Raw genomic sequence first — 21,963 nt, 5'->3', positions numbered from 1 at the left:
GGGTCATATCGACGGCGGCCGTCGCGGCCAACAAGCCGCACCTGCAGTTTAGGAGTATCGTCCATGATTTGGTGTCCACCTATTTTTGGTGGACACTTCATGCATCAGAGCACTGCGCTTCAGAAGGCGCACAGAAATTCGCGCTTACCCTGAGATATCCGAGAACGCTGGCAAAGAGCGCTGCCGTCTCAGGCGCTTCATCCGAATAGGAAATACTCGCCACTTGCTCCTTATTGCCGCCGAGCCCCAGAGCCGTAAGATTGGCGGAACCGATCAGCAGGCGTCCCTTTTTCTCGCCGATCAGCATCGTGATCTTTGGGTGGAAGGCGCGCGGCGCTTTCGACTTGATGAGGTGGTAGCTGGTGCCAGCAAAGGTCGGCGGACCAAATTCTGCGAAGGCGTTATTCACCATCGCGCGATCCGCAAAGACCACGATGTTTCGGCACCCCGCGCCGCGCAGGCGCGGAAAAGGAATGTCCTCAAACGCCAGCGTTCCGAAGGCATAGGTTGTCATGAAAGCGGAGTGAAAGCCGCCGACGCCAAAAACATCGTAGTACTTCATGCGGCCGCCATTTCTGCGCGGCCGTACGAGGTTAGTCCGTTATCATCGATCAGACTAATGTCTTTGAGGAATCTGAGTGCCTGCTCGATACGTGGGCTGCTCGGAGCCACGTGGAACTGGCTGCGATAGCGGATCAGTCCCTCATCTGGCTCAAGATGATAGGTGTAGGCTTTCTGCTTTCGGAATTTCCGTGACGCGACCCAGAGGTGACGCTTGAGCACGCGATCTGAAATGAGCTGCGAGACAACAGTCTTCGCTGGGAGCGCTGAAACGTCGTTCAAGAACCGGTGCTCAGTGCGCAGCGAGTAGAAATAGTCTTCTCCGCTGAGCGCCTTTTGGATCAGGTCTTCGCCAACAGGAGTATTGCCCCAAAGGTACGAAATCAGCTTTACAGCGCCTTGCACCCGCTCCTCACCAAAACCTTCCAGCATCTGCTGGGCGTGAGCTCTCGCGGTATCGCCACCAATGCTTTGCTGGGAAGCAAAATCCTCCCAGGTCCCGCTCTCAGGAACATTCGCCTGATCTACTAGCTCTTGAACAAGAGCGGTTAGCGGCATCCGATTTCGCGGGGCATAGGATAGAGCAACAAGAGCCGCCGACAGAATGGTCTCATAGGCAAGTCTGATAAGGTCGCAGGCTTGGAATAGCGCCCAAAGCTCGGGGACACGAAGCTCGCTTTGTGGAGCCCCTGCCGCGCCATCAAACCATTGCCACTTGATGGCTTCCATCTCTGGGATCGCACCCTGTGTGTCAGCACTTTGCAGAAGCATCGTAAGAGTGGCCTGGCGCACCAGATCATATTCCGCCTGACCGCCCGCCTTCCCGAGAAGGATATCTTTTAGGAGTGTGTACTCCTTGCTTCCCAGCCGCAGCCTAGAGGGCTTCATCACTTCGAAGTCGGCAAGCTCGGCGACGCTAACCTGAGCCCGATTAACAAGCTCGAAGAACCTTGGCGCTAGGTCACCAACTTCTTCGGCAAACGCTTCTGCGAGAGGCAGCGCGAGCTTTGCGCAGACGGGATTCGGATTCGGATCGTTCTTCGCCGCGAAGATTAGTAGGCCCATCTCCCGCATCTGCGTTGAGTAGATAGCGCCAAAAGCCCCTGCTTGGTTTTTGAGGTAGCGGAGATTTTCGTCCGCGTCGGCATCGGCACCTTGCGCAAAGTCGATAACGCCTCCCGCAGCCTGGCTTACAAGAATATCTGCGGCCCAGTCGGACCCAGTGATGCCGAGCTCACGCTGCCCGTGTGTGCATATCAAGGCGTATAGAGCTTCGCAGCGACGATAGAACGCGCGGAAGACCGCAGGGTCCGGATTCCGGATTGTGTCTTCGTAGTGCTTCAAGATGAAGGGGAAAAAAGAGTAGTAGCGATAGCGGAGCGTGATCGTGCTTATACCTGGGATAAGAGATTGATAGATCGCCTCAACGGGCCTTTGCATCCCCAGTGGATCGAGACCGCTATCTTGTCCCAGCTCTGTCCAGTCTGGAAATCCTTCTTCAACTGCCTCCATAAACGCCCCTGCTAATTTCTTATAGTCCCAAAATAGCTCCTGATGGCCAAAGTGGTCGAAGATCATACTGGTCTTCGCGGCAAGATCGTCTCCGCTAAGCTCACCGCCGCCCCATTCCATCGTCGTAAACATAATCATAGATCGATTGGCGGAAGCGATCGCGCGTTGCGCTCATGTCGAAGATGCCTTGGCCTTGCCGCATTTGCCGCTCCGATTCTTTTAGGAGCGAGATGGCGGTCAATCTCGCGCAGCAGGTGATCTGCAGAGACGTGATAATCAAGGCAGAAGTCGTAGAAGAGCTGCGCCGGAAGCTGACTGACATCCCATCATGGCTCATTCCTCCGCAAATCAATGCGGCGATTGAATCACAACAACCCAGCACCGACAACTCCGAGTTTGCCAACGGTATCGGCCGAATGGGCCTTCTGCCTCGCGCTAAGAGGATACATCGGCTACGGTGACAGGACGTATTGTAGCGGGTAGCTTGTGGTCCCCAGCCAATTTTCCTAGCGCCTTCAAACGCGACGGATGGCCCAAGGAACTGTGGCCGAAATTGCCCAAGTTCTTGAGAAGACGACACTTTTCCGAGGGGAGCTGGTTGCAAATTTAGATCAAGAAATCGATCAAAAATGACTTGCCTGGGAACCTTGGATTGTCACATTGGTTCAATAGCTTAGCGGAAAAGCCTTGAAATTCCCTCTGTTTTCCCATCGCGAGCGACCATGGATGCCATCTTTGTGCCCTGGCTTTGGGTATCAGTCAACCGGACGGTCGAGCGGCAAAAATTTCCGCTTTAGGACCTCAATTTTGTGGTGAGGCAGCCGGACAGCGACCGGCAGCTTTGCGCCACCATTGCGGTCCTTCGGGTGCCTGCTGTCTAATTCTAAGAGCCGCCGTTCGTTTCAGTAATCTCCGATTTTTTCTGTAGGTTCATTTCGCCCCACATGCTTCCGTCAGTGTGGATGCCACTTGTTCAGTCAGATCGGGCCCTTGAGTTTACCGCCTAGTCATTGGTCTCCTCTGCGCACGCATTCAAGTCCACCCAGCGTGGCTGTTGATTTGATTTTTCGTTCCGAAATAGCGCGTACTTAGGCTAAATCGATTGGATGCGCGGTAATCAAGATAGGTGGTAGGCCGTCTCCGTGATCATTCCAGACCGTCCTAATGCAATAACTGCGGCCATTCGGCATCCCTACAAAGCAGTCAACGACCAGCTTTATTCCGAAGGCATGTTTCTCTACTGAAGCGACAGGATTGCAAGCAGCGTGCTCTCGCATCGTTTCCTTAAATAACTCAATGTCTTCGCTTTTGTGGCCAACGCCTTCAAAAAATTTGGCCTTCGCTGCTCCTATTGGATGGTTGCTGTTGAGAAGGTAGTCAGCGACCTTATTATCGGCGATGCGAAGTTCTTGGGGATTCCCAATCCACGATTGCTGGCCTATTGGCTGCCGAGGCGGGGTGTCATGCATCGATCGGCTCCAGATCACTCCCGAACACCGTTACTGTCAGGGCCGGGGCAAGCGAAACCTCAACCTCGTATGCATCTCGCGACGGATAGCTATCGACGATGACTCCTTCGGTGCCTGCGGGAATACCGATTCTCGCGACCGTGAAGGCACGCCGCAGCCTGACTAGGGAATGTGCGGCAAACCGATGGCCCGCTCTCCTCCGGATAATGTCCTCTATTTGATAGGGAGCAAACGCTACGTCCCAATCCCAGCGACCGAAGCCACCTGAAGTATTGATTGCCCTGATCCACTCGTCGAGCGCGAGCCTCTTTGCTTTGTCCTGCGGGCTGTCAGTGCCCTTGACTTCCAGCGCCAGCATCGTCCCACCTGTGAGGCGCACAAGGAAGTCAGGAACATACCGTCGCCGTGAACCCGCCCACATGTAGTAGATCTGGAAGCCGAGATGATCGTTCTTGGCATAGGCGATGACGTCGTCGCGTTTCTCCAAGATGTTCGCTGCATGCCCCTCCCAGGATGAATCCCCGACCAGGTCGCTGATATGCGACTTGGTGGTAGGAAAGCACGGCTTGGCGGTGTACCAGGTCCGCATTTGGCCGGTGGCGCCGATCGGGTTTTCCTCGTCGAACACCGGCGTCAGACGTTCTGTGTTCTGCTCGGTCACGTTGCTCAGCACATGCTGAACGACAAGGTCGATGTTGAGTGCGATCAGAATCCTCCGCCGAAGCGGGTCGGAGTGGAACAGCGACGGGATGTCAAGGCGGTCGGAGTTGAGGAACGCCTCGACGATCCTGACCAACTGCGCGGCGAGATACTCGTGGTTACCCGAAAAACCGTGGCTGAGTTCGGCGAAGGCCTTCCGTGCTGCCTGAAAGACTAGACGTTGCAGACGAAAGCCGTCAGGCAGTTTCTCGAGGTCGATGGCTGTCACCTTGCCCATGTCGGTCGCGCCGCCGAGCGCGGGGGCCAATTCCGCGCTGATTGGCGTGCTGGCAGGGTCGAGCACGAGCCGTGTTACCTTGCCCCAGTCCATGGCAAGCTGCGGCCTCACGACCGTTTCAATCCGCAGCACGTTCGGCCAGCGAAGTTCCAGGTGGGCCCGCTCGGGCAGGACTTCGATCTGGGTGGTCGGCTTCGGAGGCGGCGGAGCTTCCCCGCCTTCACCTGTTTCCGAAATGGAAAGCGGCACACCGAAAACGTTCACGTATTCGGGCAGGAACAGGCCATTATCGTCCATGTCATAGGACACCCGACGCAATCCGCGCCCGACGACCTGTTCGCAGAGCAGCTGCGAGGTGAAGGCCCGGAGACCCATGATGTGCGTGACGTTTTTGGCGTCCCATCCCTCCGACAGCATCGCAACCGATATGACGTTCTGCAGATCCTGTCCGGCCGCACCCCGCTTTCCGACGTTATCGACGATCTCGCGCAGCAGTTCCTCCTTCTTCAAGGCGAGGAACTGCTGGCGGCGCGTTTCCGGGATGTCTACCGCATCGATGATCGCTTTCAGCCGGGCCTCGTAATCCTTGTCGGAGGTCGCGGTTTCGCCAATCTCCGCCTTCTCCAGAACCTTGGAATCGACACGGAGCGTTCGAGTCGGTGCGTGCAATTCGGGCCAGTGCGCATCGCCCTTGTTGAAATAGGTCTCAATGCGGGCAGCGGTCTCGGTGCGATTGCAGACCGTGAGCATGACGGGCGGTGAATGATGCCCGACCTCCTGCCATTGCGCCCTGGTTTCCCGCCAGTCGGCGCCGAGCAGCGTATAGGCGTCCTGGACCAGCTTCGGCAGCGCCTCATGCGCTTCGGCCTTGCGGTTCAGATCTTCGGAAACGGTCGGGTCGCGGTAAATGTGGTAGAGTTTCGAGCGCAGTGTCTTCGCATCCGGAACCGCATCGTCTCTGACCACCACGCGCGGGGTCTTCACCAGCCCGGCCTCAATCGCGTCGTTCAGGCCGAAATCCGAGATGATCCAGTCGAACAGCGCCGTATCGGTGCTCTTCTTACCCGTCGGCGCGAAGGGCGTGGCCGACAGGTCGAAGCAGCGCTGGATGCGCCGGGTCTTGTGGATGCGGTCGAGCCCCTCAATCCAGCGCGTTGCCTCGTCGAGGTCGATGCCATGCTCCTCGGCATGCTTCTTGCTAATCTTCACCTCGGGCGGCTTGCGATAGGCGTGGTGCGCCTCGTCGTTGATGACGATGATGTCCTTGTGCGCCGCCAGCTTGCCCAGCACCCGCCGCGTGAAGGCCTCGTCAGATTCTCGCCCCTTCTTCACCACCGAGCGGTCCGCTTCCTTCACCGGCATCAACGTGTGCCAGTTCTCGATCAGCACCACGGCCTGGTTCAGCTTCTGGCGCAGGGCCTCGGACGGGCAAAGGTTGAATTCGTCGTAGTAGCTGCCCTCGCTGGGGAGCAGCACCTGAAGCCGTTCCTTTACGGTTAGGCCGGGCGCCACAATCAACACGGCGCGGCTGAAATCCTTGTTCCGCTTCGGATAAGTCAGTGCGTTCAGCACCTGCCAGGTGATGATCATCGCCATCACCGTGGTCTTGCCCGCGCCCGTCGCCATCTTGTTGCAGAGACGCTCCCACACCCCGCCGTCACCGGGGATCGCGATGCCCTGCTTGTAGCCTGCCGCACCCTCGACCCACCAGATCAGCGTCTCGATGGCCTCAAGCTGGCAGAAATAGAACGGATGCTGTCGCGCTTCGCGGTCGTGCCAGTGCTCCAACAGTTTGCGGGTGACGATGGTAACGCCAGGCCAGCCGTCTTCGCGCCACTGATCCACGCGGGTGCGGATCGTGTTCACCAGATCCAGTACCTCGGTGCGCTTGGTGTTGTTGCGCGCGTCAAAGACCTCGTAGCTTGCCGGCCGCCGCTCGGGCTTGATCTCCAGCTTGCCGCCCTTGGCCTCGACCCAATGCTGCGCCGGGCAGACGAAGGGCGAATTGATGATGAGGGACATAGGCTTATCCCTCCAGCGACATGATCTTGAGCGATTCGATCCCGCGGTCGTCCACGATCTTGACCGCGATGCGCCGGTTCTCGCCCGCCTCGAAAGGTAGCGAGACGGTGCCGTGGAATTGCTCCAGCAGGTCCTCGTCCAGCTCCGCGCGCACGGTCTTGCGCAGGCGGTTCCAGCCGCCCTTGGCATCCGCCATCGGGAAGAAGACCTGATGCGGCATCAGCGAGCGGTTGTCGTAGTCCACGTCGAGCGACCACATGGCGATCTGCTTGGTGCCGCCCGAAACCAGATCGCCCTTGCGCGGATCGAAATAGTCGAAACCGTTGACCTGAACCTCCCACAGCCCGTCCTTACGCTCGCGCAGGTCCACATCGGRCTGGCCCATCAGCCAGAAGGACTGGTTGGAACTGCGGCCCTTCTTCAGATCCTCGGTCAAGAGGTCAGTGTTCATCTGCGCCTTGAGCAGCGTGACGCCGGGCCAGTTCACCTCGTCGATGTCCTTCGCGGCCTCCGGGTCGAAAGTGAAGGCGCAGAACAGGATGAATTTCGGCGACGGGCGTAGGGTCTCGACCTCGGTCAGCGCCAGTTCCACCTGCCGCTGCTCCAGCGCTGCGTGCTCGGGGCCGAAGCTGACGACCACCCTCTCGCCGGTCTCGGCGAGCGATCCGCTGGCGTGGATGTGCTTCAACCCCGGCAGCGTCTCGAACTCGGCAAAGCGGAGCATGGCGCCGCCCTTGCCGCGCACGCCGGTCTTGAGCAGTTCGTCGCGCCACAGCGCCTGGCGAGAGGTCTCGCCGGAGCGGGCGACGGTCTCGTCGGCCTCCTGCGGTGGGATGCTGTCGTCCAGCGACAGGACGGTAGGCGCCGGTACCGCCTCGACCGAAAAGGGACCGCATATGCGCAGCTTGGAGCGGTCGATGCGCGGCTTGTCGTAGAGCGTCTCCTGCTCGGCATGGTCGGCGATGGACTCGTCCATCCGGCGCCGCATCGCCAGCCGGGCGGCGTGGAAGGCGTCGAACGACGCGCGGGCGGCCTTGGGCCAGTCGTCGGGCCAGTCGAAGGGCACCTCCCATTCCAGCATCGCGTTGACCGGCACCGCTTGCCCGGTCGGAAGTCTAAAGGTTGCATCGTCAGGCGCCGAAAAGTCGATCCATTCGCCCTTGCGCCCGCCCTGGGGGGATTTCAGGCGCAGCGGCGCCTCCTTGAGCGCGGCGTTGAGGCTTTCCAGCGCCGCTGCGATCTTCGGGTGGTTCTCGTCATAGATGGTGTCGATGTCGGGGTTGTTGGCGATGCTTTTCAGCGTGATGTGCGGCACGGTTTCATAATCGAACCCGCCTTTCAGCCCCTCATGCGGATAGCGCAGGGCGAAGTAGTCGAAACTGGCGGTCATCAACCGCTGCTTGGCCAGCGTGATCGCCACGCGCGAGGTGTCGCAGGTTATCCAGCGCCGCCCCCATTTTTCGGCGACGAAAGCGGTCGTGCCGGAGCCGCAGGTGGGATCGAGCACTAGATCGCCGGGATCGGTGGTCATAAGGAGGCAACGTTCGACGACCTTCAATGCCGTCTGAACGACATATGCTTTCTGTTCGCCGAAGCCGCTCTGGCGTGTATCGTCCCAGATGTCGATGACAGGCTTGCATGGGAAATCCGTCGAATAGCGCGCAAATCTGAGAGTGGCCCCTATCCCTATAAGCCTATTTGCTGCGGAAAGGCGCGTAACACCCGTAAGATTGGTTTTCCAACCGCCCTTGCCGGGGACAAATTTGGCGCCGTTTACTTCATATTCGAATTGCGTAGTGGGCCCACCCGATTGCGAAGTCATCGGGTTCGGCGCGTAGGTGCGTGAGCCCTCTGGAAGGTCTGGCAGCGACTCATTCTTTTTGATTGGCCTGCGCTCGCCTGTCGGAAGCTGGACGTTCGAGTAATTGAAATCGTCCTCAAAGCTCTTCTCGACGAAAAGTCGATTGATCTTGGCTGCGCGCCTGTCCTTTGCATACCAGACAAGATAATCAACTGTCTGCGGCAACGCTTCGACGTAGCCGCTAGGGCTGCCAGCTCCCGTGGTCTTGCGGAAGGTTATCATTGGCAGCGCGTTCTGATTTCCGAATACCTCGTCCATCAGTTCGCGGACACGGTGTAGGTTCTCATCCGAAATCTGCACAAACACCGACCCGCTCTCGGTCAGCAACTCCCGCGCTAGCATCAGCCTGTCGCGCAGATAGGTAAGGTAGGAGTGGATACCGAGTTCCCAGGTGTCCCGGAACGCTTTGATCATCTCGGGTTCCTGGGTCAGGTCCTCGTCCGCGCGATCCTTCACGTCGCGCTTGTTGGTGAAGGGCTGGAAGTTCGACCCGTATTTGATGCCATAGGGGGGATCGATGTAGATCATCTGAACCTTACCGCCCATGCTCTCCTTGGTCAGGAGCGAGTTCATCACCAGCAGGCTGTCGCCCGCCACCAGCCGGTTCGACCAGCCCTTTTCGTGGTGGTAGAAATCCAGCGCCTGGCGCAGCGGCAAGTTCTCGAACGGCGCCGCGAACAGGTCCGGCTGCCGCCACTGCGTCGCCGAATCCTTGCCCTTTAGCCGCTTGGCCGCATTGGCAAGGATCGTCGCCGGGTCCACCCGTTCATGGACATGGAGCGAGACGGTATCGACCTCAAAGCTCGTCCGCTCCGCCTTACCCGTCCAGTTGAGATAGGGCGCCTGCAGCCGCTTCAGCTCCTGCAGCGCGTCCCGCATCTGTTCGAGATCACCGCTGGCCAGCGCATCGTTGATCAGCTTCTCGATCCCCGCGCGCGCAGCGTCGAAGTTCAGCACCGGGTCGAGATGCGGGTCATAGGCCCAGACCGACTTGTCGCCATCCGGATCTGTGCCGGCATGGACCATCCCGACCTCGGGGTTGTTCACCCGCGTCTCGCCGTGGCGGTAGGACAGCACCTGCACCGGCCCGTCCGGCGTGCGAGCGACCTTCTTACCGGCCTTGGCCCGTCGCTGACGCGAGGCTGCCTCTTCGGTGTGGGTCAGTTCGAACCCGTCGTCCTCGTCGCCCTCGTCCTCGTCGAGGAAAGCATCCTCATCGTCCGGTTCATCTGTGATACGGAAGATCGACCCGCCACGTCCCTTGCCACGCCCCAGGACGCCCTCATCGATCAGCGCATCGCGCGCGGCGATGTAGTCATCTTCGGCAAGGTCCGGCATGTGCTCGCGCAGCAGCGCCAGCATGGTCCCGTTGGCAATGGTGGAACCATCTTCGGGTGTCAGGGACAGGATCAGGTTGAAAACATCGGACATGAGGGCCAGGGACTCACTAAACGGTCTTGTTTTCCATTACCTATCGCGCCGGTGGTCCGTTTGCACCTAGGAATTCAATTTCCCCATGCCCGACCGAAGATCAGAAAGCGAGCGAGTATGCGAATGGCCGATCCGGCGAAGCTGCAGCGCAGTATCGAGGGTTGTCGAAAATGGCCGCTAAGGGCCGTAAGTGGCGCCGCTCCTGTCAACGCGGAACGTCTGCTTTAACCGCTGCCCTCCAACAAAGAGCCTGAAAGGCTGCGGCCCCACTCGCGGAAATGATTTCCGCTTTGTGCCTCCATCTCGGCCATCGGAAAGCACGGGTGACGATCCTGGAAGCGGACGCTGAAGTAGTCTGATAGGTTATATCTTGAGCGGGTACTCGATCCAAACGAGAACTTGCTTCGGTCGGCGCATGCCCATATCTTCGCGTCACCTCAGCATGAGAGCGTTCAATGCCCATATCCTTCATTCCGACCGCCATACGTCAACCGATCAGCAACACCGCAGCGCAAATAATCAAGAAGATCCGCCACGGTGAGGTTTACTCGGTCGACGATCAGATCATCCTCTATGCGGGATGGCCGAAGGTCAAAGATTATGATGGACGCACACACAGCGCCGACTTGACGATTTTCAGCAGTGATCACGGCATCAAGTTAATCAAATTTTCGCTCTCCGATAATGCCAAGGATGTACGCCGGGATGCGCTGAGCATCTTGCAAGCTGCCGCGTCCACGGAATCGCTGATGGGTAAGAGCCTGCAGTTGAAAAAGCGCCGTCGTCTCATATTCGACGTCGTGCCAGTGGTCTACGCTCCCAATGTGAGCGAAGACGACCTGAGCGACGATGAGGTAGAACTGGTTCACAGCGAAAATGAACTCGTCCGCGTTCTTAAGGAAGAAAGTGGCTCCCTGACCCCCGAGCAGCAAGCGGAGGTGCAGGCGATCATCGAAGGCGCCAAAGCGCTTGGACAGCTATCCGAAGTTGAGAATTACGAGCAACTACATCCCGTTGCACGCGCATTCCGCGATCTTGAAGCCGTGATCTACAATTTTGACGCGACCCAACGATCAGTGGCGCTGACTGCCATTCGCGGTCCCCAACGGATTAGAGGGCTTGCCGGGACAGGAAAGACGGTCATCTTGGCCATGAAGGCGGCATTGGCCCACATTGAAAATCCCGATGCGAAGATCCTGATCACCTACTACACCCGCAGCCTGCGCGACATCATCGAACGCTTGATAACGCGTTTTCATCGCCATTTTGCGGAGGTTGATCCGAATTGGGAAAACATACATGTCAGGCACGGATGGGGCCGCGCAAATGTGCCCGGCGTTTATCGCGATGCAAGTGTTCGTGCTGGGATGGCGCCGCGGACTTTCAGCGACGTTCGAGGTGCGGCAGACCCATTTGGGACCGTATGCAGAGAGCTTGTGGATTCCGGGACGCTTACCCCTTACTATGATGTCATTCTGGTTGATGAAGGCCAGGACTTCCCTGATAGCTTTTACCAGATGTGCTTTTTCCTCGCGAAAGGAGGGCGAGACGAGAAGCAGATCATTTGGGCTTACGACGAGCTTCAGAACGTGTTCGATGTCAAAGTGCGCGAGCCGGACCAACTTTTCGGTGAAGACAGCGATGGTCAACCAAGGATTTTGCTAACGCGGAGCCTCCCTGCAGGCACCGATACGAATGACTTCGTCCTTCAACGTGCGTATCGCAATCAAAGGGACGTCCTAGTGCTGGCCCATGCAATAGGATTCGGCGTTTATCGCAAGACGGTGCAGATGCTCGAGAATGGCAAGCACTGGGAGGATGTAGGCTACGACGTGGTGCAGGGCGACTTCACCGTCGGGAGCCACTGCATCGTTGAACGGCCGACGATTAATAGCCCAAGCACACTGGAAACCCCTCATGAAGTTAGGCTGGTGGATATCGTCGGCGCAGATAACATCGACGACGAAGTCGCTCTTGCCGCGGCTCAAGTCCGCTCCTTTGTCGAACAAGGCCTCAATCCGGATGACATTCTCGTAGTCTGCCTGGATGATATGTCAGCCAGGAGCTACTTCGCGAAGCTTTCCAAAACGTTGATCGAAGCGCAGATCTCCTGCAATAACATAATTAATGACCCCTACAGTGAGCCAGCTTTCCGGATCGAAGGAAAAGTCACTTTGAGCACTGTTTACCGGGCGAAGGGCAATGAGGCGGCGGTCGTCATTGTGCTAGGCGCAGACGCCGCCGTACTGGAGACCAGAACCGGCCGCAACAAGCTATTCGTTGCATTCACGCGAACCAAGGGTTGGCTCCGAATTTTCGGATATCGGAACAAGACGTTTTCAAGGCTTGAGGAAGAAGTAGCAACTGCGCTCGGCAGAAGTCCAAGGATCGAGTTCACTATGCCGGACATGACCAGCCTTAATACGATCCAACGCGGACTTGAAGAAAAGCATGCTCGCATCATCGAAGCGAAGCGCCGAGTGGAGCGCATGAAAGACGAGCTTAAGCTGTCGGACGAAGACATCGCAAGCTTGATCGAGGACCAGTGAATGCAACTAGGCGAGTTTAACGCCAGCATCCGGGCGACGATTGAATTCTTCGTCGAGCAGGATTTATGGCTCTCGACCGTCTATGAAACATCATTGCCGCGGTCGATCGAGTTTAACAAACTTAGTCTTACTTCCAAAGATTATCCTGCGGTCTACGATCGCGGGCTATCCCTATCGCACTACAATCTGCTGCTCACGGATTTTTCCTACTTCCAATTCTCCCATGTCGGTCCGTCCGAGTACGCACTGGCCTATTATCCTAACCCCCGTTTAAGCGGTTCCCCTGAAGCCATCGAATTCTACCGAAGCCTCGAACGAGAGCGTGACGAAGGACTTCTGAGCGATGAGGAATTTTCCGAACTGGTCGCCGAAATCCCCTCGAAAATTTTTATTCCTCGGGTTCGTTTCGAGTACAGTGGGTCTCAGTACCGTAATGTACGGCACCCGGGCGCCCACTTCCATATTGGTATGTCAGGCGAAGACCGTTGGCCGTCGGCCCGCAAGCTTTCACCAAGGAGCTTCGGCCTACTGATGGCAAAGCTCTACTTTGCGGACACGTGGTGGCAGCATTCACGATTTTCCTGGCCGGACGACGAACAACATCTACATCTAGCCGATTGCTTAGACGACAAGCTCCTGGCATCGATCAGGCTAGACGGCGTATCGCAATTCCTTTCAAATGACGAGAAAATGGGATTTCACTTCGCCGCCCTCAATGGTCCCCCGGCCTGATTGCCGGCCACTGTACCCTGCGGCTCCCCGCGCACCTGAGGGACCGTCAGATTGGTCGCATGTGGGCGGTTGTACTCACAAGCATTCCAGAACCGGCCAGTCTGCTCCCGGCCCCAAGGATCCGACGTGACGACTGAGCAGGCGACCTCAGTGCCGCTGTAGCCAAGGGCAGCAACTTTTCTCTCGGTGACGAGTATCTCCTTGATACCTTTCGAGCGCTCGATGACCTTTACAATTGTGGGATGAAAGCTATCCATTAAACCGGGCGTGGGGGAGATGATGCTTCTATCGGAATGGACGGAAAGAACGGCAAAGCGTGGACGTGATCCACTCAGGCTTCAGAGCCGTAGCGTGGGACTCTACCGGTCGCTGATCGCGGGCACCAGCAACGCCCCCCAGCGGCTTGAGCTGGCGGCGGCGGAGGTGGACGGCTCAGTCGTAACCAAGGTGAGCCTGGGCCTAGACCAAGAGTCGGGAGTGCTCAGCGGAGGAGAGTTGCATGAGCTCATCGCGGCTGGTTGAGGGCCGCTCGCGAGCGCTTCTTTTCCGCATCACCGATGGAGCATTGTATGTGGCCAACCACGGCCGGCGCTTCGACCGCCGCGGCGTCATATCCGTGTGTCGCGAAAACTTGAGCGCCAAGGCCACACGTGGACCCGGAGAGACGCTCGACGACGTCTCCGATCGGAAGCTCGTGGACGCGATCCGCGAGCGGCGTCTCGAAGTTTACCGGATCGATCGCGATCAGCTTCAGGAGGATGCTAACCACGAAGACGAGACAAGCCGCGACTATGCGGGGCGATCGCTTTGGGAGCTGCTGCAGAACGCGGATGACGCGCTGGCTCCCAGTGGGACGAGCTCGGCCAACCTCATCGGCGCGAAGGGGTTGGGCTTCAAATCCGTTTTGGAGATAAGTGACCGCCCAAGCATCCATTCAGGCCCGTTCGACTTCGGCTTCGACGCGGAATTATCCAAGGTTGCATTGGAGGAGATCCAGGCTGATGCACCTCGGCTGACGTTCAGGCTGCCCCATCGTATCGAACGCGATAGCGAGTCGGCCGAGCTGCTCCGTGCAGGCTACGCCACGATCATCCGCCTGCCGTTCCGGTCGCAGCAAAACAAGGATGAGATCTCGGCAAGACTCGAATCCCTCGATCCCCATTTTCTTCTTCTGTGTCGCCACCTCGACACCGTACTGGTGGAGCGGCATGGCCAGCAAACGATGAGACTGTCCGTAGCGCGCCAACGTGGTGCAACGCTCCGGAACTCGCCAGCCACGCTCTCAATCGTGAGGGGCGACGATATCATCTCTAGCGACTGGCGCATCTGGAGCGCGGTTGCGGCGGCTCCGTCCGAGCGTTCGAAGAGCCTAAGCGCCGCCATCGCAGTGCCGATCGAAAGGGGCGTCGCGGGTCCGGCCCCCGCGGAAATTCCGGTTCACGTGTTCTTCCCAACGACTGAGACGATCGCGGCCAGGTTCCTGATACACGGCTCCTTCGCTCTCACAAGCAACCGTAACGGCATACGTGCTGATGATCACGACCAGTTGGTGCGAGAACAGCTCCAGGCGCTTGTCCGCCATGTAATCCATGACGTCCCAGCTACCTCAACCGTGAGGCTGTTTGCCGACATGGTCCGCGCGACGAGAGGCGGCCGAGTTAAACGGCCGGATCGTCTCATCCAGCAGGCGATAGCGCGGGCGGTGACGGAAGCAGAGTTCATTCCGTTGATCGGTGGCGGAAGCGTGAAGCCCGCCGATTGCAGGGTTTGGGAGCACGAGCTCGACCGCGTCGTGCCAGCGAAGCTGGGCCGCGAGAAGAAGCTTGCCGTGCCAGCGCTCTCGCCCGTCTTCGGCGAACTACGATCTCCATTCGAGGCCCAGCCGCTCCGTCCGGTCGACTACGCGGAAATTCTCTCGCGCACGCGGGCATTGACCCTCGATGCAGCCGTGCAGGCACTGAGGATCGCGTACTCGGGCTGCCTCGCGTCTCCCCAGCAGGACTTGGTCATACAGACGCTCGCGCGTGCACAGATCTGGCCGACCGCGGAAGGGACCGTCCGTGCGCTGGATCAGGCGCCGAGCCTGCTCCGCCATCGGCCCGAGGAGTGGCCTGCGTGGTTGCCGGCGGACACGCTTCATCCGAACGCCGAAGAACTCCTTAACGGGTACGACGCGGCTGCAGAAGCGCGCTGGATGTCGTTGCTTACGGGCCGGCTGCTTCGATCCCAAGACGACTGGCTCAAGCGCTCCCTGGTCGGTACGATTGACGCATGGGACAACGAGGATTGGGAAAGTCACGGCCTCGAGGCCCTCGCGCTGATCGAGAAATGGGCAAATGTGCCGGAGTTCGGCCATCAAGGAGCCTTTGTCGAGCGCCCCGACGACACGAGCGTGCGCGCCGCACTGGCAAGGGTCGTGCGGGTGCCGGCAAGGGATGGCTGGATACGTGCGGTCGAGGCGTATGCTAACCGGGACCTGGGTGCACCGCCGGAGCTTGCTGCATACTTCAAGGAAGTTTCCGACCGTTATGTCGTTGGGGCACCTCGACAAGCAACCCTCCTGTTTGGATCGAAGAAATGGAAGGCGTTGCTGCGGTTCCTAGGCGTGGCCTGGGAACCCAAGATCAAGCTGGTACCGCGAAATGGTTCGCTAGCGAGAAATCCGGCGTATTCCAGGTTCCGGCAATCCCTAACGCAACTCGGCCTGAACTATATCAACCAAGAATGGTACATCGAGCACTTCCCTGCGGCACTCGAACGCGTCGGACCTTCGCAGGTCGCAACCTGCATGATGACGCTGTCTGCCGCGGTGGCGCTACTCTCCGGCCGATGGCGCAAAGTCTACAGCGCGGATCGAACCCACACACCTATACCCTACACCTCGTTTGCCAACTATCAGATGCGAAAGGAGCGGTATCTTCCCCAACGACCCATCGGCGGACGGCGGGGCGACCGCCTGGCTCCTCACGAACTCTTCTGGCCCGGCAAGGGTATTCCTGGGATCACGCCGATTCTGGACGTCGGTACCACCAATACCCTGAGGCGCGCGGCCTTGAAGGCGACCTTCGTGGACGGTCTCGGCGTGCGCAGCTCCCTGCCGACCGATTGGGGGACGTGGTGTGCCTGGTCAGACGAGGTTCTTGCCAGCATCGAGGCCGATGCGATCCCGTCGACGAAAGCGGTACGCGACTTCTACGACGCTCTACTGCGCACCGCGCGCCGGCCCGACGGAATGGCGAAGATCTCTAAGGTCGCGGCAATTCGGCCAGGACAACAGGACGAGATTGTCGTCGAGAAGTCGGGGAACACGTTGTGGATTGACCAAGGCCGCTTCGAGAACCAGGAGGTGCTTAACGGGCTCGGGCTAATCGGAAAGGCGATTCTCCCGGTACGCCTGGAGCGAGGTATTGGTGCGGTCCAGGCTCTCGGCGTGCGTTGCGCATCCGAGGTACTTGAGGTRGAGCCGAGCTATGAGTCGGCTCCCGAAAAGCGCACGAAATTCTTGGAGAGTAGAGTGGCAGGCCGACGGGGAGCGCTCGCCGCTATATGTGCGACCAAGGCGCAGCCCCTAAGATCAATTCCTCGCCTGATCGCAGTTCAAGACCTTCGGCTCCGTATCTCGATCGAGGGCCAGTTGCTCGCCGACCGGAGCTCAGCCTCCTACAACAACGGCTTAACGTGGCTCATCAGCCTGCAAGCCCCTGATCTATGGGAGGCTGTAGCGGCTGCCATAGCCGAGGGATTTGGCGGCCACGGGGCGGACCTCAAATACCGGTTCGCGAAGGTTCTCAAGGCGCGGCGCGACGAGGTAGCTGCCATCCTCGCCGATGACGGTATCCCAGGGTACCGGATCAAGGAAGCCCTGTATGACTTTGACGAGACTGGGGATGATAAGGATGACACCGAGGAGGGGGGCGAAACCGATATTTCTGGAGCGGGCGCCGTCGACGCGAGCGAAGGCGACGATGCTCAGGATGCCGATTCCTTCGATGACGAGGAAGACGAAAGCGAAGACGGCGGAGAGGGGGAGCACGACCCCGGCGTCGTGGACGGCCTCGTTGACACAGCCGAGGATGATAACGGCAACGAGGGGAACGCCAGCCGCTCTGGTGGAGGACGGCCCACGGGTCATCTGACCCGCAAAGCGTTGTTCGGCGGCGGCCGCAACCAAGATGAGCAGAAGAGAGGGGCGAGACGTGAGGCGGCTGAGGCCGCTAAGGCGGTGGCCGCCCGCGGGATGCGGGCGGAGGCATGGCTAATGCAGCAAATATCTTGCAACCTCGATGCCTCCTGGACATGCACGGCGAACGTCAGGGACGATCAACTACGCGAGACTGATGTCCTGCTGTCGCGAGCCGGCGAGGAATGGCATGTCGAGGTGAAGAGCTTGACCGCCGAGCGTATTTATTGGTCGGAGCTGGAGCGCGAGAAGGCTGAGCGTTACGCAGATCGCTACTTCATGGCGCTGCTCGTCGAGGATGGGGGCGGCTCCTATTCAGTCCGGTGGTCTTGGGACCCGCTCCGCGACCTAGCGCCCCTGGCGCGCCGCGTCGAGTGGCTCTGGCAGGCCGCAGCGGAAGGTCCTTCCCTCCATGACGGCTGGCGGCTGGCTGCGGGTGTTCGCTGGCCCGAGCGCCGACCGGATCGATTTGTCCACGTCGTTCGGGTCACGCGGGAAGACTTGGATGGCCTAGAAGAGGACGAGCCAAGCCTCGAGCTCCTCAGGAGAAGGATCGGTGATCTGGCCGGGAACGACACCTGAACATTGGTTGCGCCATCGGTGGATCGGCATCTGTAAGCTATGCGACAAAGCAATGTCATCCCTACAGCTTCTGAACTTCCGCACTTTGTTACATCGCGTGCCGCGACCGACTTCGCAAGGACAGGCAGAACACGACCCCAAATGAGACGCCCGCAGAATAACAAGCGATGGAGGCTTTCGCTTCTGCGGAAATAATTTCCGCCTCGTCACACCTTGAACACCGTCTCGCGGCGATACAGTAGGAACTGTGAATGGGGCAGTTCATCGGGGCGTGACGGTACCAGCAGGCGTCGCTCCGGATTGACGAAGCGCGTGTGGTATCAGGAACTCCGCCACCTGAGATCAGCACGCTGTAGTCGTCATCTACGGAGATCAGACCCCGATAGTACATCCAATGCACGGTTCCTGAGAGTGCGAGGCCGTTGCGTACGCTGTCCGGCCCCCGGTCGGCCACTGGGCGGATGTGTGCGGCCTGAACCTCCGATCGCCCGCCGCCATTTATCAGCTTGAGGCCTGTGACAGCGCAGGTGTCCTGATAGGCCGCCTTGATCGCTACGGAAAACGCCCTGTCGCGAAAGGGTCGCTGCACCACCTGAGATACGATCCGTCGGTCGATGCTGTCAACCTCGAAGGGCATCTGTGGATTGTCACCCAACCCGAGAGGGGCCTCCTCAGCCGGATCGGGCGCCGGGCGATTTCGATCTCGCTTGCCCAGTACATGCGCGAAGCCAGCGGCGAGGATCAGGTCGTATTCTTCATCTGAGATGTTGCGAACGGCGCGCCCGAAGGCGCCCTTGTTCGTAGAGCCGTCCTCCTTGCGCAGGCCGTCCTCATAATAGTGGTCCCCGGCCTTGAAGGGTATGGCATGATCGAAGGGAAGGAAGTCGTCGATCAGCGCATAGAAGTGGTCGGCCTTCGACGAATCTCCGATGATGTTGGTGATCCTGGCTGTCGCGAAATATGCCTGCTTGCCGCCCGTTTTCATCAGATCGCCGCTCGGCCGCCGTGGCTCATAGTAGACGATCCAGTCTCCCCGCGCGGCCTCGACCTGACGCAGATAGGTGCGCGGGAAATGGTAGCGCTGCTCCGGAAGATCGTCGTAGGTCGGATCGACTTTTGTCGTTAGGACCGCTTTTGACATCGTGGCACCTCTACTGTCCCGTTGTTACCAGGTCGGCAGGTTTTCGAAAACATGCACGGCGCGCAAGGTGGCGCGCCCTATGGTTGTGTTTTGTTACTTTTGCCAAATCCAAGTAAGAAAAATTTGAATGCGCGAAAAATTGAGTAGTTTAAGTATTAATACACGCAATATCCTCAATTTTTTAAGTAAAAACCGGATAGACAACTTTTGATACGTCTTGAGATGCTTTTAAATCTAAGGGATAATTTATGTATCAATTGCGCAGGTGCAGTTGATGCTTTTGCAACACGCAAGGATCTTTGACATGACGAAGAAAACGACCGAAGCGGCATCCGGCCGCTTTGACTACGATGCGCTCAACATCGGTGCGCAAAGCAAGAAGGCACTAGAGGCGACAGCCGCTGGCATCCTGGCCTTGGGACGCCGGTCCACGGAGCAGGCCTTCGAATTGGGTGACCTGCTGGAGCAGGCGTCCGAGCTCGTTGAGCCCGGCACCTTCGAGAAATGGGTATCGCAGCGATGCGATATCTCCTCGAAGACCGCGCGCAACTATCGGTCTGTTGCTCGCAATCTTGCTCCGTACCGTACACGTGCGGTCGAGCTGGCCGTCAGCCCCACGGTTCTTTTTCATCTGGCGTCCGCGCCGGAAGAAAAGGTTGAGGCTGCCTTGGCTTTTGCGGAGGAGAACGACGGCATTCGCGTCAGCGAGGTGAAAGCTCTGCTGGCAGACGGCTCCGAAGCAGTCTCCGAAGAGGTCAACGCAAAAGAGCTTGCCGACGCCGGCGGTCTTTCCGGATTGCGGGCGCTGATCGACGTGAAGACGAAGAGCGGTCTTGCCGCCTTCGTTGAGAACGCGGCAATGCTTGCCAAGACTGTCGAGGACATTCTCGAACGCAAACCTCGGGGCAAGCGTCTTCAGAAGAAAGCCCTCGTTCCGGTGCTTGAGCCTTTGGGCCGACTTGCCAAGCGCAGCCTGGGCAACGTCCTGCTTCTCGATGCGCCAGGCGACATCGACGTCCGCAAGCTCTCCGCGACCGAGCTCGCTCCCGGAAGCCGCTGGCACAGAGTGTTCGAGACGCTCGACGATGTTGGTGATCGAGAGGCCTGGCCTGAGGCGAAGGAGCTCGAACTGTGGCTGAGCCAGGAGCTGCTGCCGCTCCTCGATTGGGCAACCTCGAAAGCGAAGCAGCCTGAATGGCCTCTTGAGGCCAGCGCTGCCTCGAACTCACCTGGCAAGGCGATGCGCAGTGGGCTGGAGGCGCTGGGTGGCGTCGTGCGGGTGGAGGCGCCAAACCTCGACCCGTCGAGGGACGAGGATGAGACGATCGAGGACTACGTGCCGCCGGCGATGTTTACCCGGAGCGGTGGCGTATCTGAGGCCGTTGGTTCCAACATCCTTTCCTTCGGTTCGACCGAAGGGCTGCCTGGACTAAGGAAGCCAAAGGCGCTCACGCGCAAACCCGCCGAGGCGTCGGCGGACTGAAGATAAGAAAGGGGCTTTCGGGCCCCTTTCTTGATTCCGGCTGTGCGTTTGGTGCCCCGCTTAGCGCAACCTCATTGCGCTTCACGGGTCGTTTACCATCGCGTGCGGACAGAATTCCGGCGTGAGCCCGCCGTTAACCGCGTTCAGGATCTGTTCTCTTTTTGCCGGTGGGAGGCTTGAGATCCGGTCCGGGTCCTGTCAGGACTGGGTGGCTCCACGGAATGGAGCTAGCGGCCCATGCCGGTGCTACCAACACCGACATGAGCCTGACCCTCAGCCTTCAACGAAAAGGAATCGGGCTTTGACCAACCTATACGCTTCATCCCCCGCCGGGGAAGTTCTCCGCGCCGTGACTTCGGCGTCCTCCACCATCTCTTCACTCGCTGGCCCGGCGTCCCGGCGCTACTTCGGCGAGCGTGCCGGTATTCAGGCTGAACCGCCGGCGCTGCGGCGCCACCCACATCTGGTTCGTTATCCGGACGTCGAGGCCGACTTCGCCGTGCTGATCGACAGAGCCATCGCCGCGATCGCTGACAGTGAGCCGGTCGAGGACGAAATCCTCGGCCACTATGTCAACGTGGCCTCAATGGTCAGGGCGGTGTCATTCAGGGAAGGCAAGCTTTTGGAGCAGGCCGTCGAACGCCTAGCTAAGGTAAACCCAAATCTCGTTGTGCTGATGCAGTCGATCAAACTGCCGCTGGTCAAGGCAGCCATCGAAGCGGTGGCCGGCAATGATTGGAGGCAACTCGAGGGCGTGCGGCTTGACTGCGAGGCGCCGGCCAGAGGCAGCTACACGCCGGACTTGATCGTCGTGAACCGCGCCAGGCGGGCCGCTTTCGTGCTAGACCTCAAGAGGTCGCTGGCATCCTACGGCGACACCAGCCGGCTCGAGGAGCTGAAGCTCAAGATGCTGGCATCGGCCATGGTGCTGCCGGACTGGCTCTACAAGACCCAGAAGCGGCTGATGGTGGAGACGGTCGGTGTCGCGATCATCGATGGCGCCAGCCGTCCGAGCGATCATGCGGCGGGCGTCTGGGCGCTCGCTGAAATCGACGATCTTCTGGAGATCGATGGCGCCGCGGCTTGCATGGCGGAACTGCGCCTACGCTTCGGGCGCCGCGTGCAGCAGCTTCTCGAGGCTGCAGCTCGCCTTGCGCTTGGTCTCCCAGAGACGCCAATGGTGACGGCCACCCCACCGCTCGCGGCTGCCGGCTCCACGACGTCGCTCCATGCGCGCCGCGTTGGGACGCTGCGGGCGATCCCCCGCGTGAAGATCTGCGAGGACGTCACCGATGACGCTAAGGATCAGGGAGCTGGATGCCGTTGCGGCTCCTGTGAAGAGCCGAGCTTCGATGATGACGACGACGGCCGCGATGATCCGGAGGCGCTTGCAGATGACGTGGTCTCCTGGCCACCTGAGCACATCCGCGTCGGCTTTGCCCGGCGGCTGCTCGACGCCTAGGCGATCGACACCCGCTCGAAAGACGAGATAGCTGCGGCGCG

The 21,963-nt window shown here is 59.3% G+C and carries 12 protein-coding genes; 6 read left to right on the top strand and 6 right to left on the bottom strand.

What is annotated here, in order from left to right; all coding sequences use genetic code 11:
* Positions 1–97 precede the first annotated feature (97 nt).
* Both AC1DF8_RS32950 and AC1DF8_RS32945 read right to left on the bottom strand, forming a co-directional pair.
* On the bottom strand, positions 98–562 hold the full coding sequence (locus tag AC1DF8_RS32950; protein WP_478156875.1) for a phospholipase D family protein: 465 nt from the start codon (positions 560–562) through the stop codon (positions 98–100).
* A complete protein-coding gene (locus tag AC1DF8_RS32945; protein WP_478156873.1) occupies positions 559–2,205 on the bottom strand; it encodes a hypothetical protein in 1,647 nt (548 codons plus the stop codon). The genes AC1DF8_RS32950 and AC1DF8_RS32945 overlap by 4 nt, the downstream gene beginning before the upstream one ends.
* A 98-nt stretch (positions 2,206–2,303) precedes the next feature.
* On the opposite strand from AC1DF8_RS32945, the gene AC1DF8_RS32940 reads away from it, so the two are divergent.
* The gene (locus AC1DF8_RS32940; protein ID WP_478156877.1) at positions 2,304–2,534 is read left to right on the top strand and encodes a hypothetical protein; all 231 of its coding nucleotides are present in this window, start codon (positions 2,304–2,306) and stop codon (positions 2,532–2,534) included.
* 627 nt (positions 2,535–3,161) lie between these two features.
* Here the strand turns inward: AC1DF8_RS32940 and AC1DF8_RS32935 are convergent.
* The 3 genes from AC1DF8_RS32935 to AC1DF8_RS32925 are packed head-to-tail and all read right to left on the bottom strand — an operon-like array spanning position 3,162 to position 9,793.
* The gene (locus AC1DF8_RS32935) at positions 3,162–3,542 is read right to left on the bottom strand and encodes a DUF6883 domain-containing protein (RefSeq protein WP_478156871.1); all 381 of its coding nucleotides are present in this window, start codon (positions 3,540–3,542) and stop codon (positions 3,162–3,164) included.
* Positions 3,535–6,501: a BPTD_3080 family restriction endonuclease gene (locus tag AC1DF8_RS32930; protein WP_478156869.1), complete on the bottom strand. Its 2,967-nt coding sequence runs from the start codon at positions 6,499–6,501 to the stop codon at positions 3,535–3,537. Before AC1DF8_RS32930 ends, AC1DF8_RS32935 begins: the two co-directional genes overlap by 8 nt.
* A 4-nt stretch (positions 6,502–6,505) precedes the next feature.
* A complete protein-coding gene (locus AC1DF8_RS32925; protein WP_478156867.1) occupies positions 6,506–9,793 on the bottom strand; it encodes a site-specific DNA-methyltransferase in 3,288 nt (1,095 codons plus the stop codon).
* A gap of 455 nt (positions 9,794–10,248) precedes the next feature.
* On the opposite strand from AC1DF8_RS32925, the gene AC1DF8_RS32920 reads away from it, so the two are divergent.
* From AC1DF8_RS32920 to AC1DF8_RS32910, 3 genes are all read left to right on the top strand, one after another.
* Complete coding sequence (locus tag AC1DF8_RS32920; RefSeq protein ID WP_478156865.1) at positions 10,249–12,342, top strand: DEAD/DEAH box helicase; 2,094 nt, start codon at positions 10,249–10,251, stop codon at positions 12,340–12,342.
* Positions 12,343–13,074, top strand: coding sequence for a DUF2290 domain-containing protein (locus AC1DF8_RS32915; RefSeq protein ID WP_478156863.1), 732 nt, complete (start codon positions 12,343–12,345; stop codon positions 13,072–13,074).
* A gap of 499 nt (positions 13,075–13,573) precedes the next feature.
* Positions 13,574–17,836 (top strand): protein NO VEIN domain-containing protein, encoded by a 4,263-nt coding sequence (locus AC1DF8_RS32910; protein WP_478156861.1) that lies wholly within the window; start codon positions 13,574–13,576, stop codon positions 17,834–17,836.
* 88 nt (positions 17,837–17,924) lie between these two features.
* Here the strand turns inward: AC1DF8_RS32910 and AC1DF8_RS32905 are convergent, their stop codons facing one another.
* Positions 17,925–18,977 (bottom strand): HNH endonuclease, encoded by a 1,053-nt coding sequence (locus AC1DF8_RS32905; RefSeq protein WP_478156859.1) that lies wholly within the window; start codon positions 18,975–18,977, stop codon positions 17,925–17,927.
* A 304-nt stretch (positions 18,978–19,281) separates the two neighbouring features.
* On the opposite strand from AC1DF8_RS32905, the gene AC1DF8_RS32900 reads away from it, so the two are divergent.
* Positions 19,282–20,460 (top strand): hypothetical protein, encoded by a 1,179-nt coding sequence (locus AC1DF8_RS32900; protein WP_478156857.1) that lies wholly within the window; start codon positions 19,282–19,284, stop codon positions 20,458–20,460.
* Positions 20,461–20,809: 349 nt separating this feature from the next.
* The gene (locus AC1DF8_RS32895) at positions 20,810–21,922 is read left to right on the top strand and encodes a hypothetical protein (RefSeq protein ID WP_478156856.1); all 1,113 of its coding nucleotides are present in this window, start codon (positions 20,810–20,812) and stop codon (positions 21,920–21,922) included.
* Positions 21,923–21,963: the final 41 nt, after the last annotated feature.

The organism is Rhizobium sp. 05N49 (genome assembly GCF_056396805.1).
The sequence above is the reverse complement of the archived record's forward strand: the minus strand, read 5'-3'. Positions and strand labels throughout refer to the sequence as shown.